Origin of the sequence: Streptosporangium sp. NPDC002524 (genome assembly GCF_040295985.1) — a bacterium.
In the GTDB taxonomy this organism is placed as follows: Bacteria; Actinomycetota; Actinomycetes; order Streptosporangiales; family Streptosporangiaceae; genus Streptosporangium.
The window spans coordinates 383,288-399,440 of the sequence record NZ_JBEOWK010000007.1; the positions used below are offsets into that span (position 1 = coordinate 383,288).

Genomic DNA, 16,153 nt, shown 5'->3' on the forward strand with positions numbered 1-16,153 from the left:
CGACCTCGGGACACGCCCCAGGAACGCGACCTCGGAACGCGGCCCGGAGCCGCACGAGCAGCCGCGCCGGACGCCCGCAAATGGCGATCTTGGAGAGAGCGCTCCCCGGCAAGGGGTGATTGCGTTCACGTTTCCTGCCGACACCGAAACCGGTTCGGTCCGCCGACGGACCCGGCCGAGCCAGGAAAGCGCTTCCTCAAAGGCGTTCCGATTCGCCCAGGTCAGTGGCCATTGGCACGATACAAAAGGCCGTAAGGGAACGTTCCCCGAGATGCACCGGTATTCGCTCGCGGTGTGCGAGCTGTTTCCGTCAGGTTAAACAGCCTCTTGACAAGGATTGTCGAGCAAGAGCAATCTCGGGTTGGGAGAGCGCTCCCTCAGCTTTTTCCCGGTGTCCCCCGCCAGAGACTCCGGACCCCTGCCCCGAGACCTTGACCACCGGTCCACCCCCCAACTGAGACCTGGAGTCTCGCCCATGGCCTCGCTCCGCCGATGGTTACCACCCCTCACTGCTCTCCTCACCCTCACCGCCCTGCTGTATCCGCTCCCGGCCACCGCCACGGCAACAGCCACAGCGACAGCCACCGCCACCGTGAAAGCCGCCGCCCCGCCCGTCGATCCCACCAAGTTCCAGCAGGTCACGCTGGCCAAGGGGGTCGCCGAGGTGGGAGAGCCCATGACGATGGCGGTGCTGCCCGACCGCTCCGTCCTGCACACCGCCCGTGACGGCACGGTCCGGATCACCGACGCCGCCGGGAACACCAAGGTGTCGGGCAAGCTCTCCGTCTACTTCAACGACGAGGAGGGCATGCAGGGCATCGGAGTCGACCCCGGCTTCGCCACCAACCGGTTCGTCTACCTCTACTACGCGCCCCCGCTGTCCACGCCGCCGAACGGATCCCCGCCCGACGGGACCCCGGCGGAGTTCGCGCGCTTCGACGGCGTCAACCGGCTCACGCGCCTCAGGCTGAACACCGACGGCACCCTCGACCTCGCGAGCGAGAAGACCGTGCTCGAGGTCAGGGCGAGCCGCGGCGCCTGCTGCCACGTCGGCGGTGACATCGACTTCGACGCCGCGGGCAACCTCTACCTGACCACCGGCGACGACACCGAGCCCGGGTTCAACGACGGCTTCGCCCCGCTGGACGACAGGCCGAACCGCAACCCCGCGCTCGACGCGCAGCGCGGCGCCGCCAACACCAACGACCTGCGCGGCAAGGTGCTCCGCATCAAGGTGAACGCCGACGGGTCGTACTCGATCCCGGCCGGGAACATGTTCCCGCCGGGGACGGCGAACACCCGTCCGGAGATCTACGCGATGGGCTTCCGCAACCCGTTCCGGATGAGCGTCGACAAGGCCACCGGCGTCGTCTACCTCGGCGACTACGGTCCCGACGCCGGAACCGCGGGTCCGCGCGGGCCCGGCGGGCAGGTCGAGTTCAACCGGATCACCGGGCCCGGCTTCTTCGGCTGGCCGTACTGCACGGGCAACAACACCCCGGCCGAGACCTACGCCCGCTACAACTACGACACCTCGACGATCGGCGCGAAGTACGACTGCGCGGGCGGTCCCGAGAACACCTCCCGCAAGAACACCGGCCTGGTCAAGCTGCCCGCGGCGAAGGCCGCCTGGATCACCTACGACGGCTGCACCCTGCTGCCGGAGTTCGGCTGCGGCGCCGAGTCGCCGATGGGCGGCGTCGTCTACCGCTACTCCGCCGCGCTGAACTCGCCGGTCAAGTTCCCGCAGTCGCTCGACGGGCACTTCCTCGCCGGTGAGCTCCAGCGTCAGTGGATCAAGGACATCGAGGTGAACGCGAACGGCACCCGGGGCACCATCCAGCCCTTCCCCTGGACGGGCAAGCTGGTGATGGACATGGCGTTCGGCCCCGACGGCGCCCTCTACGTGCTCGACTACGGCACCGGCTGGTTCAACGGCAACCAGGACTCGGCGCTGTACCGCATCGAGCACATCGGCGCCGGGGGGCGGGCGCCCATCGCGAAGGCGACCGCCGACAAGGTCTCCGGGAAGGCGCCGCTCACCGTGGCGTTCTCCTCGGCGGGCACCTCCGACCCGGACGGCGACGCGCTCACCTACTCCTGGGCGTTCGGCGACGGGGGCACGTCCACCGCGGCCAACCCCACCCACACCTACACCACCGACGGCAGGCGGGTCGTCACGCTGACCGTGCGGGACAGCACGGGCAACACCGCGACGGCGAACGTCGAGATCAACGTCGGCAACACCGCGCCCGTCGTGCGGATCGACCTCCCGCTCAACGGGCAGGTGTTCGGCTTCAGCGACGCCGTGCCGTACCGCATCACGGTCACCGACGCGGAGGACACGACGATCGACTGCACGAGGGTGAAGATGAACTACGTCCTCGGGCACGACGACCACGGGCACCTGATGGCCACCGCCAACGGATGTACGGGCACGATCCAGACGCCGGGCAACGGCGAGCACGACGGGGCCGCCAACCTGTTCGGGGTCTGGGACGCCGAGTACACCGACGCGGGCGGGCTCACCACGCACACCCAGCACGTCACCCAGCCGAGGAACCGGCAGGCAGAGCACTACAGCACCTCCCAGGGGGTGGTCCAGTACGACAAGCCGACCGCGCACGGGGCGAAGACCGTGGGCAGCATCGAGAACGGCGACTGGATCTCCTTCGACCCCTACGTCCTGAGCGGCGTCACCAGGCTCACCGCCCGGGTGTCCTCGGGCGGGGCCGGCGGGACGATCCAGGTCAGGGCGGGCTCGGCGACCGGGACCCTGCTGGGTACCGCGACCGTGGCACCGACCGGGGGGTGGGAGACGTTCGTCGACGTCTCCGCCACCCTGACGAACGCCCCGGCCGGGACCACCAAGCTCTTCCTGGTCTTCGCCGGGGGAGCGGGCCCGCTGTTCGACGTGGACGACTTCACCCTCACCACCGGGACGGGCCCGCCGCCCACCGGCACGCTGCTGTCGGCGGGCCGCCCGGTCACCGCGTCCTCGGCGGAGAACGCCGCCTCGGCGGGGTCCAACGCGGTGGACGGCAACCTCGGTACGCGCTGGTCGTCGGCGTTCTCCGACCCGCAGTGGATCTCGGTCGACCTGGGCTCGGCCCGCCAGGTGAACCGGGTGAAGCTGCAGTGGGAGGCCGCCTACGGCACGGCGTACCGGATCGAGACCTCGACCAACGGCACGACCTGGTCGCAGGTGCACGCGACGACCGCCGGTGACGGCGGCGTGGACGACGTGAGTTTCGCGGCGACGAGCGCCCGCTACGTGCGGGTGTACGGAACGCAGCGGGCTACCCAGTACGGCTACTCCCTGTGGGAAATGGAGGTCTACGGTGCGTAACATCATCGCGGTCGTCACCGCGTTGTTCGTCGTCATGATCGGTCTGGTGGCTCCGGCCATGGCGGCCGATCCGGCGTACAAGGTCCTGGTCTTCTCCAAGACGGCCGGGTTCCGGCACGACGCCATCCCGGCGGGCATCACCGCGCTGCGCGGGCTGGCGACGGAGAACGGCTTCACCGTCGACGCGACCGAGGACGCGGGCGCCTTCACCACGGCCAACCTGGCCCAGTACCGGGCGGTCGTCTTCCTGCTGACCACCGGCGACGTGCTCAACGCCGCGCAGCAGACGGCGTTCGAGTCCTACATCGGGACCGGTGGCGGTTACGTGGGCGTCCACGCCGCCGCCGACACCGAGTACGACTGGCCCTGGTACGGCAACCTCGTCGGCGCCTACTTCGCCTCCCACCCGGCCATCCAGCAGGTGACCGTGAAGGTGGAGGACCGCACGCACCCCTCGACGACGCACCTCCCGGCGAACTGGGTGCGCACCGACGAGCTGTACAACTACCGCACCAACCCCCGCTCCACCGCCCGCGTGCTCGCCACGCTCGACGAGTCGACCTACTCCGGCGGCTCGATGGGCGCCGACCACCCGATCTCCTGGTGCAAGGCGTACTCGGGCGGCCGCTCCTGGTACACCGGTCTCGGTCACACCGCCGCCTCCTACACCGAGGCGAACTTCCGGGCGCACCTGTACGGCGGCCTCCGCTACGCGGCCGGGGTCGTCGCGGGCAACTGCGGCACCACCCCGAACCCGACGCCCACCCCGACGCCCACTCCCACCCCGAGCCCGGGTGTCGTGCTGCTGTCGTCCGGACGTCCGGTGACGACCTCCTCCACGGAGAACGGCGCCTTCGTCGGGGGCAACGCGGTGGACGGCAACGGCGGCACCCGCTGGTCCTCGGCGTTCTCCGACCCGCAGTGGATCTCGGTGGACCTGGGGACCGCCCGGCAGGTCAGCCGGGTCCGGCTGAACTGGGAGGCCGCCTACGGCAGGGCGTACCGGATCGAGACCTCGACCAACGGCACGACCTGGACGCAGGCCTACGCCACGACGACCGGTGACGGCGGCGTGGACGACGTGAGCTTCACCGCGGCGAGCGCCCGCTACGTGCGGGTGTACGGCACCCAGCGGGCGACCCCGTACGGCTACTCGCTGTGGGAGCTGGAGGTCTACGGCAGGTAACCCGTTCCCCGTAGTTCCCTGTAGTTCTCTGTAGTTCCTGTAGTTCTCTGTGACGAGGATCCCGGGCCGGTCAACCGGCCCGGGATCCTCCGCGTTTCCGGTGCGCTCACCTGCGGCCCGTCCCTCGGGTTGCCGGTGCGCTCACCCGCGGAACGTCCCTGGTGAGTCCGGTGCGCTCACCCGCGGCCCGTCCCTCCGAGGTCCGGTGCGCTCACACTCGGCACCTCCCTCGTAGGTCCGGTGCGCTCACCCCCTGCACGTCCCCCGTGATTACGGAAGACCCGGGGCCCTGTCTGACCACATGAGGTCAGCGCGGAATGCTGGCGAGGATTGACGTTGACTCAGGTCCGGCTATCGCCCAGATTTCGGACATTCCAGTTTTTCGGGGGATGTACGGAGGTAGCAATGAAACGTGCGAGATTAGCCATTCTCGCAATCGCGGTCCTGCTCCTGGGCTTGGTCGTGAGCACTCCCGCGTCGGCGGTACCCGATCCACCCGCCGGAGGCGACGGAGTACACGTCTACGTCGGCGAGCTCACGCCGGAGCAGCTGGACACGCTGCTGAAGTCGGGTGTCGATCGCGAGGAACTGCGGTTCACCAAGTCCGCGGACGGCAAGAAGTTCAGCGTCGAGGCGATCCTCGGCGCGGCCCAGGCGGAGCAGCTCGGCAGGGCGGGCCTCGGCCTGAAGGTCCAGCGGTCCGCGGCGGCGAACAGGCTGGCGGCCAAGGGGGACGGCGTCTTCAAGCCGTACAGCGGCGCCGGAGGCATCCGCGAGCAGATCGTCACCGCGGCGAACGCCAAGCCGAACATCGCCAAGGTCGTCGACCTCGGCACCACGGTCAAGGGCCAGCCGCTCACCGCGATCAAGGTGACCAAGGACGCGCGGCAGCTCAGGGACGGGGCGCGCAAGGCCGTCCTCTACATGTCCGCCCAGCACGCCCGTGAGTGGATCACCCCGGAGATGAACCGGAGGCTCCTGCTCCACTATCTGAACGGCTACGGCACCAACCCCGAGATCACCCAGTTGATCGACAGCGTCGAGCTCTGGTTCATCCCGGTGGCCAACCCCGACGGCTACGACCACACCTTCACCGGGAACAACCGCCTCTGGCGCAAGAACCTCCGTGACAACAACAACGACGGCCAGATCACCAGCGCCGACGGCGTCGACCTGAACCGTAACTTCGACTACAAGTGGGGTTACGACAACGAGGGCTCCTCCGACAACCCGGCGAGCCAGACCTACCGGGGCCCGAGGGCGCAGTCCGAGCCGGAGACCATGGCCGTCGACACCCTCGCCAAGAAGGTCGACTTCACCTACATCCTCAACTACCACTCGGCCGCCCAGCTGCTGCTGTACGGCGTCGGCTGGCAGCAGGCCACCCCCTCTCCCGACGACCTCATCTTCGAGGCGCTGCTCGGCGACGACGCGACGCCCGCCGTGCCCGGCTACGACCCCGACATCGGCGCCGAGCTGTACACGACCAACGGCGAGACCGACGGTCAGATGACCAACAAGCGCGGCGCACTGACGATCACGCCGGAGATGACCACCTGCGAGGTGGCGGTCGAGAGCGTGCCGGACGACGAGTGGACGCTCGCCGACTGCGCCGGCGGCTCGGGCTTCACCTTCCCCGACAGCGAGGCCCTGATCCAGGCGGAGTTCGCGAAGAACGTCCCGCTCGCGGTCGACCTCGCCAAGTCCGTGGAGACTCCCGACAACCCGGTCTCGCCGGTGAACCGCACGGTCCCCGACTTCCGCCCCGACAGCTTCACCGTCTCGTACGGCGACCCGCAGCCGGTGGCCGTGACCATGCGGCGCTCCCTGTCGGCCAAGGAACTGCACTTCCGGATCAACGGCGGCCCCGTGCAGGTGCGCGGCCTCAAGGAGTGGGAGGGCGGCGAGCGGTACGGCGACGAGAACGCCCTGTACTTCGCCGAGTACCGCGCCAAGGTCGAGGGCGCCAAAGCGGGGGACAGCGTAGAGGTCTGGTTCACCGGCGACAAACCCGGCACCGGGACCGTGGAGAGCCAGCGCTTCACGTACAAGCTGGAGAAGAAGCCCAACGCCAAGGTGCTCGTCGTGGCGAACGAGGACTACACCGGCTTCAACCCCGACTACCCGGCGTCGGTGACCGCGCCGAAGTACGCGGCGCAGTACAGGCAGGCGCTGCAGACCGCCGGATACTCCTCGGAGACGTGGGACGTCGACGCCCAGGGCGTGCCGCACCACCTCGGCGTGCTCAGCCACTTCAAGGCGGTGGCCTGGTACCTCGGTGACGACCGGCTCGCGATGGACGCCCAGGACGTGTCGACCCAGACCCCGTTCGGCCCGCTCCCCGACATGGACGTCAAGCGGCAGCAGCAGGACCTGACCATCTCCGTCCGCGACTACCTCAACGAGGGAGGCAAGCTGCTCTACACCGGGGAGACCGCCGGATACTTCGGTTTCTTCGGCACCAGCCTCGGCGGCATCTACTACGGCCTGGACGGCGCACCCGACTCCGACTGCGTCATCACCAGCCAGGACGGCTTCTTCGAGGAGTGCCTCATCCTCGCCGACGACTTCGCCCAGTACTACCTCGGCGTCTACGGCCGCACCCCGCGCGTCGGGCCGACCGGGTTCACCGGCAGCGACGCCGCGATGAACGGCACGAGCGGCACCTTCGGCGGCCCGGCGCTCGCCGACAACCCGCTGGACGAGGCGGGCACCCTGCAGGTGACCAGCGACACGCTGCCACCCGCGCGGTTCCCGCAGTTCAGGAGCGAGGCCGTGGCCGAGTACGCCGGGGCGAGCGGTCCGTTCGATCCGGCCGAGGGCGACTGGTACGTGGCGGGCCCGCACACAGACGACGCGTACAAGAGGCTGACGCGCACGGTCGACCTCGCGGCCGTCACCGCCGCGCAGCAGCCCAAGCTCCAGTTCCAGCTCTCGTACGACACCGAGGAGGGCTACGACAACGTCATCGTCGAGGCGCACACGGTCGGCCAGGACAACTGGACGACCCTGCCCGACCTCAACGGCGGCACCTCGACCGCCGTCCCGACCGAGTGCGAGGCCGGCTTCCTGCTGGACGAGCACCCGTGGCTGCTGCGTTACCTGACGCCGGGCAACCCCTGCACGCCGACCGGGACGAGCGGCTCGTGGAACGCCTTCACCGGCAGCTCCGGCGGCTGGCAGCAGGTGGCCTTCGACCTGTCCGCGTACGCGGGCCAGCAGGTCGAGGTGTCGATCAGCTACGTGACCGACCCCGGCACCGGCGGCGTCGGCGCGTTCGTGGACGACACCAGGATCACCACCACCGGCGGCCAGCTCGCCGCCGAGGGCTTCGAGTCCGGTCTCGGCGCCTGGGCGATCCCCGGACCGCCCCCGGGCAGCCCGGTGGGCGCCGGCGACTTCGCCAGGGCCCAGCCCGACAAGACGGCGGCCGTCTCGACGAAGGACACCGTGTTCCTCGGCTTCGGCCTGGAGCAGGTGGCCAGCCCCGCCGAACGCGCCGCGACCATCAAGAAGATCATGGAATACCTGGTCGGGTAACCGGGCTGTCCCACCGGTAACCGGACCGTGAGGCCGGGCGTCACACGTGTGGCGCCCGGCCTTCGCGCGTCCCGCCGACATCGCCGCACAGCCGCGTCCGGTTGTGCGGGCCGTCCCGATGGTCCTTGGGCATCTCGCCGGGCCGGGCTCGCGTATCTCGCTCCGTGAGGAGAACGGACAAAACGCTAACATGCCGGGGCCGTGACTTCTTTTGGGGGAGTTCGGCCCTTTTTGACCAGAGCTAAAAAAGCTTTACAGCCTTGAGTTTGGCAAGGTAGCTTCGCCATCAAGTCCGGGTGAAAGTCACATTCGTCTCAATACGTCTGGAGCTCGCCTGATGGCTTTGGTCTGTCCAGGCACCGACCGTGCGAGCACGACCTGTGCGCAGTCCTCATCTCGGCCGTACCGGCAGGTTCCGGCGTTGTCCGACGTGACGACCGTCTGCTCCGGGCCGAGACGCGAGGCCGTCTCGCCCACCGGCAGAGGTGGCTCAGCGGCTTGCCGCGCCGATTAGTCCGCGTCGCCGGAAGGCGCGCGCTCGAACCGGCTCTTCGCGTGATCGGCGCTGAGGCGTCAATTCCCTGGCCGACTCCCTGGCCAACGTGCCCGCCACTACCCAGGACATCGGCACGGCCGGGGAGAATCACCGGCCGGAAAGGTGGCACTGCCACCGGTGCCCTCGGACGCCGTGGGCGGTCCCGGGCACCGCCGCCGACATCCGTGACGGCACGCCGGCACCCACCCCCCGATCGCGAACGGTGAACCGGCATTCACCCCCCGATCGCGAACGGTGAACCGGCAGCCCTCACCACATCCCCTCACTGCGGCATTGTCGCGAACACGGCGCCACACCCGGCATCGAAGCCGAAGCCGAAGCCGAAGCCGAAGCCGAAGCCGAAACTGAAGCCGAAGCCGTCCCCGCGCCCGTGCCGCCGGAGGATTCACCGCCCTGTCTCGGTGCCGGATCGCCGAACAGGGCATCAGCGGACTGATCGCCACCGTCTCCCGCCCCGCAGCTGCGAGACCGTGCCAGTCCACCGCGACGCCATGAGCTTTGTCGATCTCATGATGCGCCGACTCAGCACGAACTCACCTCGACCTCACGAGGAACCCGAAAGAGGTATTCGAGTGTTACGAAGGATTGTCACGGTGATCGTCTCGGCACTCTTCGCAGTGGTGCCGATGGCGGTCATATCGTCGGCCCCACCGGCTTTGGCGCAATCCCAGGACAGGGTCGTCATCTCGGGGGACTGGGACGGTGACGGTGTGGACACGTACGGCATCGTGGACATCTCCACGAACCCGATGACGTGGTACCTGACGAACCAGTACGACAACTACTGGATCGACAACCTCGTACCCGACACCGTCTTCACCTACGGCGCCTCCGGCGCGCAGCCGATCGTGGGCGACTGGAACAACAACGGCGACGACACCCCGGGAGTCTTCGTACGCACCGGCGGGACGCCGTCCTGGCAACTGCGCAACAGCAATTCGTCGGGATCCGCCAACGTGACCTTCGGCTACGGCGCGGCCTCGGACACCCAGCCCCTGGTCGGCGACTGGGACAAGGACGGCGACGACACCCCGGGCCTGTTCCGGCCCGGAAGTCCCAACTCGTACCTGCTGCGCAACAGCAACACCGCGGGGAGCGCCGAACTCACCTTCACCTACAGCAGCGGAGCGGGCAAGCCCATCGTGGGCGACTGGAACAACGACGGCCGCGACACCGTGGGGTTCATCGGCACCGGCACGAGCCCTTTCACCTGGTACCTGCGCAACAGCAACACCCAGGGAGCGGCCGACGTGACGTTCACCTACGGCAGCGGCAGCGCGTCGTCGGTGTTCTTCGCCGCGGGCGACTGGGACGGCAGCGGCTCCGACACCCCCGCGGTCGTGCTGCCTCTCACCAACGGACCCTTCCAGTGGCATCTGCGCAACAGCAACACCAGCGGCGTCGCCACCAGCGGCGTGCGCTTCAACCCCGTCACGCCGCTGAAGCTGATGCACTTCAACCTGTCCGGCGGCATCCTGAACAACGGCACCTACCCGATCATCGGGCGGATCGTCAGGGAGGTGCAGGCACGCCGCCCCGACGTGATCTCCCTCAACGAGATCTGCGACCGCCAGTACGCGCACCTGGTGGACCAGCTGGCGGCGGCCGGATACGCGATGGAGGGGTACTTCCAGGAGTCCCGCACGTTCGTCCCCGACTGCATCGTCTTCCCCGACAGCCGCAACGAGGCCGGCAACGCCATCCTGGTACGCGCCGATGTGACCCAGCAGAAGGGCTACATGTTCACCACCGACCACAAGCTGGAGGAGCGCGAGCAGCCCGTGGTCACGGAGGAACGCAGCGTCGCCTGCGTCGTGGCCAACTTCCCGCCGGCGAACCAGCCGGTGAAGGCCTGTTCGACGCACCTGGCCGACGGCGACGCCGCCGGGGCGCAGGCCGAGACCCGAGAGCTGACCCGCGTGTTCGGCCCCGAGGCGAACTCCAGGCCGTTCATCCTGATGGGCGACCTCAACCTGACCCCGGACGACGCCGCGATCGGCACGCTCTACTACCCGGACGGGAGCGGCAACTTCTGGGAGACCGACACCTACTGGGACAGCTGCATCGGCGAGGACGGGATGTGCGAACCCGTCCGGGGCGGCCGGCCCACGCGGGTCGGCGGCAACCGCAAGATCGACTACACCTTCGTCAGCCGTGACCACTTCAGCGTGCCGATCGCCGGCGTCGACATCGTCGACGCCGGTAACTGCGACACCCACCCCTGCTCCGACCATCTGATCATCCACAGCTCCGTCGACCTGTACCTTCCGAGGAAGGCGCCCTGACCGAAGTCCGGAAGAGGCGGGTGTACGAGGTTCTCGCCTGCACGGCATCACCGGTTCACGGAGCGGGGCCCCGTGAGCCGGCCGCCCGTCCTGCCCCGCGAGGGCGGCTCCGGTTCGGCCGGCCGTCGTCCACCGGGATCACCGAACAGGCTGGGCGTGCCTGAGACACCTGATCGGACAGCCGGACCGTCCCGCGGGTAACCGGACCGCGAGGCCGGGCGTCACCCCCATGGCGCCCGGCCTCCACGTTTCCGGGGCTCTTTGGCGACGTTCGCGTAGCAGGTGTGCGCCAGAGATCACCTACCTCTTGGACAGGTTCAGCACCAGGGCGTCGGACACCATGGCGTCGGGTGCCGCCTGAACCGTGCCGACCACCCGCCACCCGCGACGGAGATACATGGCGTGCGCCGGAGCCGCCGGGTTGGCGAGGAGGGTGGCGTACGGGGCGTCCTGGCCGGCGAGCAGGTCCTCCAGCAGGTGACTGCCGATGCCACGGTCTCGGTAGTCCTCGCGCACGTTCAGCTCGATGACGGCGAACAGCGATGCTGCTTCGGCCACCTCGGGCGGGCACGGGGTGGCGTTCCCACCCCACCAGCTGCCCAGAGGGAGACCGAACCCGAAACCGACCAGCGTCGGTCCGTCCTCGGCGTACACCGCGGTGAACCCGGCGCGCTCTGCTTGGCGGGCCGTACGCTCCAGGTAGCGATCTCGCCGATACAGCGGACCTGAGTTGTACGGCGGTTCCGCGCGAGTCGCTAAATACAGCTCGACGTAGGGATCGGTCAGCACGGCGGCCACCGCGTCGCCGGTCAAGGTGCGAAAAATGATCTCTGTCATGTTTCTCCCCGAGGCAGCGCCAGCTGCCTACGGTAGTCGATCACTGCCGAGCGGGACTGCTCCGCCGAGGGGATCGCGTCAGCCACCGATCGCGCGGTGCGCAGGACGAACTGGTTGGCGTTCTGCCCAAGAGTCCGGACCATGCGGTGAGCCTGCTCCAAGCGCTCCTCGATGTCGCCGTCCCGCACAGCCGTGATCACCTCGTGCAACCGCACCTGCACGGTTTGCCGTGGCCTGCCTGCGGGATGAGCGGCGAGTGCCTCCCGCTGGGCGCTCTCGGCGGCGGGGTGACCGGACATGGCGTAAATCAGGGAACGGGTGTGCAGCAGCCGGAACTCCGGCCAGCCGTCCATGGACAGCTGATCCTGGGTGACGCTGCCGGGCAGAGCCTCGAAGACGTCGGCCTGCCGATCCAGGCTGGCATATGCCGAGGCGTGATCACCGATGAGGGTCAACGCGTGAGCGCGGGCGCCGAGAGCTCTGGCGGTCGCCAGACACGGCTGACCGTTCGTCAGCGCGAGGGCATCGTCCGCGCGGGACATCACCAATGCGAGAGGGCGGTCTTCGTAGAGGCCTTGCACGGCTTCGGAGGCATGTGCCATGGCCAACACGTGGTGATCGCCGGTCTGCTCGGCCGCTCGGCGCGCGGATCCCCACCAGTGCCTGGAGTCGCGGGCGTGACCGGCCGACCCGAGCGCGTCGGCCATGATGAACGCGAAGCGCGCGTTCACCCGGTACCACCGATCCATGTCGCGGGCGGATGTGTGAGCGGGCACGACCTGTTGAAACGCCACGTAATCTAGAGACAGGTCAGCGATCACCTTCGCCGGGGGCCGGTGTGTCATCTGCAAGCCGTATTCCCAGACGGTCTCCTCCCACTCGCTCAGAGCGGAAGCGCCCACGCTGCGGTCGACCGCAGCACGTAAGTGCTCAAGTCCGTCGAGTGGTGGAACGGCTGCTGACACACCTATCGCGGCAATGCCTGCGAGGAGTCGGCGTCTTAGCTCGTCCATAGACGCAGCATCCTGCACATCTGAGGTTCCTGCCATAGGCGATGGTGCTGATTTGGCCATTGCGACCTCATGTAAAGCGATCAGAATGCCGCCGCCGTCCAGGTGGTCGTCCAGGCGTTTCACGATGTCAGGGGGCGAAGGACGCTCCCCTCGCTCCCACTTGGCGAGCAGGGACCAGTCCACCAGGATGGCTTTCGCGAGGTCCTGCAGGGATAGTTTGCGGGACTCCCTCCAGTGCCTCAGGGTTGCGCCGAACAGATGCCATGGCGACCGTGAGGGGTCGATTGGATGGGAAGCGCGAGACATGCGACCACCTGCTGTTTTGGCCAGTTTGGCCAACTCGATTGGCCAAATCAAATGTCTGGATGAGCTCCGGGCGTTGCTCCACTATTGCACGTGACACCCCTTCGAACATCCGCTAATCCCCATCCGGGCTGATGGCGATTCCACTTCTCTGGAATTTGTCTTCTTTGCGGATAGGTAGTCGATTAATCCGAAATTCGGGACCTGGTGGAACAAGTGTTTGCGCCTGGCACGGAAGGAACATGGTGATGGAGTATCGCAAGACGATCCAGCCCCCTGGCAGGGCGGATGGGGGCCTGGACATGGTCCTGGCCAGCGACGCCCTCAACCGCCTGCGTGCAGTCCTGCACGGACATCGCATTTACCCGTCCATCAGCTACTTCGACGGGATCAAGTTGCACGTGGCGAACGAGATAACGGTGCGTGTCCGAAGTGACGACGGCGGTGGCCTGTTCTACTGCTGGAAGGACGAACGTCGAGGTGCTTCCCGTAAGGAGCTCGAAGCGCCCGCTGACAACGTCGACGACGCCGCCTCCCGGATCGCCGCCCTCTACAGGGCACCGAACGCGCAGCTGACGCCATGAGACAGCTACGGCGACCTGCAGAGGAACGCTCAGGTCGCCACGCGGACCCGATCCTCACCGCTCGATCAGGAAGCGCACCATGACAACCCCCGCGCCGCCACAGCCGCGCGTCCCCTACGTCATCGCCCACGCGGACGAGGTCGCACCGCAACCCCTGTGGTTCGTGCGTCGCCCGCTCGGCGGGATGCGGCTCGCCTACAAAGATCCGCGCCGGGGCGATGCGGTCCGTGGAGTGCTGCGCGTCCGCGTGCTGACCACCCGCAGAGGGGCGCCGCAGTGGCGGAAGCTCAACACGCTGCGTCAGTGGCGGTGCATGGAGAGGCTGCGGTGCCAGGTTTGTGGGATGGCGGCGATCGACCCCGTCACAGGCCGCATCCCGTGGATCATGACCGATACCGCGTTCCGCGAGATCCCCGCCGAGCCCACCGGAGGACTCACCAGCGCGCCCCCGACCTGCTGGGCCTGCGTCCCGGAGGCGCTGGCCACCTGCCCCCGGCTTCGTATCTCCTCGACGGTCTGCACCGTCGCCCGCGCCGAGCCCGTCGCCGTACTGGCCGACATGTTCACGCCCGGTCCAGGTCGAAAAGCCATCTCCACAGGCGAGCACAACGTCGAGATCAGCCTGAAAGACGAGACGGCACTGCCCTACGCGCTGGCCACGCAACTGATCGTCCAGGTTCACGACCTTCGGCCGACGACCCAGGGCTGAGCCGAAGGAGTCAAGCGGACTGCTGACGGCAACCCGACATCAACGCGGCGCGGACCAGCGAGTCGTAGGTGTCGGACACCCGCTCCAGCTCGACACCGAGCGACCGCGCGAAGGTGTCCAGCTCGACCTGCACGGCGGTCCCGGCTTCCTCGCCGCTCACCGTGCGCTCGATCTCGACGAAGGCCCCGGCGTGCTCGACCTCGTCAACGCAGATCGTCATGCTTCCCAGCGTCGCGGTGCGCCGGGTCTTCACGATGCGGACCGTGGGATGGAACCCCATGAGCGTGATGGCGTGGTGCATCTGCTCCCGGTCGGTGACGGTCGTCTCGTGCTCCAGACACGCCATCGCGTTGTCAACGGGCCGCTTCACGGTGAACAGGTGCCGCCCCTGCTGGGTGCGCAACCGGGCGAACGACCTGCCGATCTTGCTGTCGGCGTAGGTCCATCCGCTCTCGGCGTACGCCTGATCGTCCTGGTGCGCGGGGGCCGACAGCGAAGCCCCTCGCCGCGCGAGGGCGTCCTCCAGCGCCGCCAGGTCACCCACCCGGTACTTGACCTCGATCTCCCGCACCTCGCGCGTCACGACGACCTCCCGGTCTCTGCTGCGACTCGGGGAGCCTACCGGGAGTGCCACAGCCCCCACGCGAGGAACATCGCGACCGGCCGCTCTTCGCCGACACGTTAGGAGGCAGAACATCCGCCAGGCTGCGGAGCGTCTCGTCCGAGCGGTTGTGCGGTGGCCGCAGCGCTGGTTGGAGCACAGACTCGTCCGCGACTACCTTCGCGTCGATATGCCGGAGGAGACGTGACGGCCGCGGGCGACCGCGTCCGGCAGTGCGGGAGGAGTGCGTCCACCGGCCGCGCACCCCGTACGGAGCGCGCGAGGGCCGCTACGACGCGGCAGCCGACCCCGTCCGGGACACCGGTGCCGACGGCGTTCTCGGGGCCCCGCCGGAGCCCGATACTGGGGCGATGCGCGAGGACACAGACCCGCATGGCGACGTGCCGCTGTCCGGCGGGCGGATGACCGACGGGGTCACCCGGCGTGGTCACGAGGTACGGCGGCCGATGGGGCCGTGGTCGCCGGCGGTGCACGAGCTGTTGCGGCATCTGGAGGCCGTCGGGTTCGGCGGGGCGCCGCGGGTGCTGGGCACCGAGGGGGACACCGAGGTGCTGAGTTTTCTGGAGGGGGAGGTGGCCTCCGATCCGGAGTGGGAGCCGGGCCGGGGCGCCCGGCTCCCCTCCTGCGCCCGAAGTGAGGAGAGCTTGGCGGCGACCGGCCGGCTGCTGGCCCGCTTGCACCGTGCCGTCGGCGGGTTCGTCCCGTCCGAGACCGGCTACCGGTTCCGGCCACACCCGCCCGGCCGGAAGCAGATCGTCTCGCACGGCGACCTGGGGCCGTGGAACACCGTCTACCGCGGCGACCTGCCGGTGGCGTTCATCGACTGGGACGCGGCCGGGCCGGTCGAGCCGGTCACCGAGCTGGCCGCGGCGGCCTGGGCGTTCCTGCCGATCGCCCGTCCAGGGCAATTGCGTGAGTCCGGGTTCGACCCGCTGCCCGACCTGGCGTCCCGGCTGCGGATCCTGGTCGACGCCTATGGCCTGACGGACCGCCCGGCGATCCTGCCGGCGCTGCGGAGGGCGAAGCTGGCGCAGGCCGGGCAGGTGGCCGACTGGCCCATCGGCCCGGCCGACTCCGCCGTGTCGCTGGAGTTCTACGCGGCCGAGCTGCGGCTCCTGGAGGAACTACTGCCGGAGTTCGAGCGGGCGCTGTAGAGGCACGGACGAGAC

10 protein-coding genes are annotated in these 16,153 nt (G+C 68.7%); 7 read left to right on the top strand and 3 right to left on the bottom strand.

The genetic code is table 11. From position 1 onward, the window contains the following. Nucleotides 1-592: 592 nt before the first annotated feature. The 4 genes from ABT053_RS15220 (at nucleotide 593) to ABT053_RS15235 (ending at nucleotide 10,916) form a co-directional block, all read left to right on the top strand. Complete coding sequence (locus ABT053_RS15220) at nucleotides 593-3,349, top strand: PQQ-dependent sugar dehydrogenase (protein WP_350969604.1); 2,757 nt, start codon at nucleotides 593-595, stop codon at nucleotides 3,347-3,349. Further along, nucleotides 3,342-4,535: a ThuA domain-containing protein gene (locus ABT053_RS15225; protein ID WP_350969605.1), complete on the top strand. Its 1,194-nt coding sequence runs from the start codon at nucleotides 3,342-3,344 to the stop codon at nucleotides 4,533-4,535. The genes ABT053_RS15220 and ABT053_RS15225 overlap by 8 nt, the downstream gene beginning before the upstream one ends. Nucleotides 4,536-4,997: 462 nt before the next feature. Then, nucleotides 4,998-8,075: a M14 family metallopeptidase gene (locus ABT053_RS15230; RefSeq protein WP_350969606.1), complete on the top strand. Its 3,078-nt coding sequence runs from the start codon at nucleotides 4,998-5,000 to the stop codon at nucleotides 8,073-8,075. 1,212 nt (nucleotides 8,076-9,287) lie between these two features. Then, complete coding sequence (locus tag ABT053_RS15235) at nucleotides 9,288-10,916, top strand: endonuclease/exonuclease/phosphatase family protein (protein WP_350969607.1); 1,629 nt, start codon at nucleotides 9,288-9,290, stop codon at nucleotides 10,914-10,916. Nucleotides 10,917-11,216: 300 nt separating this feature from the next. Here ABT053_RS15235 and ABT053_RS15240 read toward each other — a convergent pair whose 3' ends face one another. Both ABT053_RS15240 and ABT053_RS15245 read right to left on the bottom strand, forming a co-directional pair. Further along, nucleotides 11,217-11,753, bottom strand: a complete 537-nt coding sequence (locus ABT053_RS15240; protein ID WP_350969608.1) for a GNAT family N-acetyltransferase — start codon at nucleotides 11,751-11,753, stop codon at nucleotides 11,217-11,219. Continuing rightward, complete coding sequence (locus ABT053_RS15245; protein ID WP_350969657.1) at nucleotides 11,750-13,072, bottom strand: helix-turn-helix domain-containing protein; 1,323 nt, start codon at nucleotides 13,070-13,072, stop codon at nucleotides 11,750-11,752. The genes ABT053_RS15240 and ABT053_RS15245 overlap by 4 nt, the downstream gene beginning before the upstream one ends. Nucleotides 13,073-13,317: 245 nt before the next feature. On the opposite strand from ABT053_RS15245, the gene ABT053_RS15250 reads away from it, so the two are divergent. Together ABT053_RS15250 and ABT053_RS15255 are read left to right on the top strand one after the other, a co-directional pair. Next, the gene (locus tag ABT053_RS15250) at nucleotides 13,318-13,653 is read left to right on the top strand and encodes a hypothetical protein (RefSeq protein WP_350969609.1); all 336 of its coding nucleotides are present in this window, start codon (nucleotides 13,318-13,320) and stop codon (nucleotides 13,651-13,653) included. Nucleotides 13,654-13,732: 79 nt separating this feature from the next. Further along, nucleotides 13,733-14,362: a hypothetical protein gene (locus ABT053_RS15255; RefSeq protein WP_350969610.1), complete on the top strand. Its 630-nt coding sequence runs from the start codon at nucleotides 13,733-13,735 to the stop codon at nucleotides 14,360-14,362. Between the two features lie 10 nt (nucleotides 14,363-14,372). Here the strand turns inward: ABT053_RS15255 and ABT053_RS15260 are convergent, their stop codons facing one another. After that, nucleotides 14,373-14,945: a class IV adenylate cyclase gene (locus ABT053_RS15260; protein ID WP_350969611.1), complete on the bottom strand. Its 573-nt coding sequence runs from the start codon at nucleotides 14,943-14,945 to the stop codon at nucleotides 14,373-14,375. 389 nt (nucleotides 14,946-15,334) lie between these two features. On the opposite strand from ABT053_RS15260, the gene ABT053_RS15265 reads away from it, so the two are divergent. Then, entirely contained in the window at nucleotides 15,335-16,138 is an 804-nt protein-coding gene (locus ABT053_RS15265) for a phosphotransferase (protein WP_350969612.1), read from the top strand. Nucleotides 16,139-16,153 lie beyond the last annotated feature (15 nt).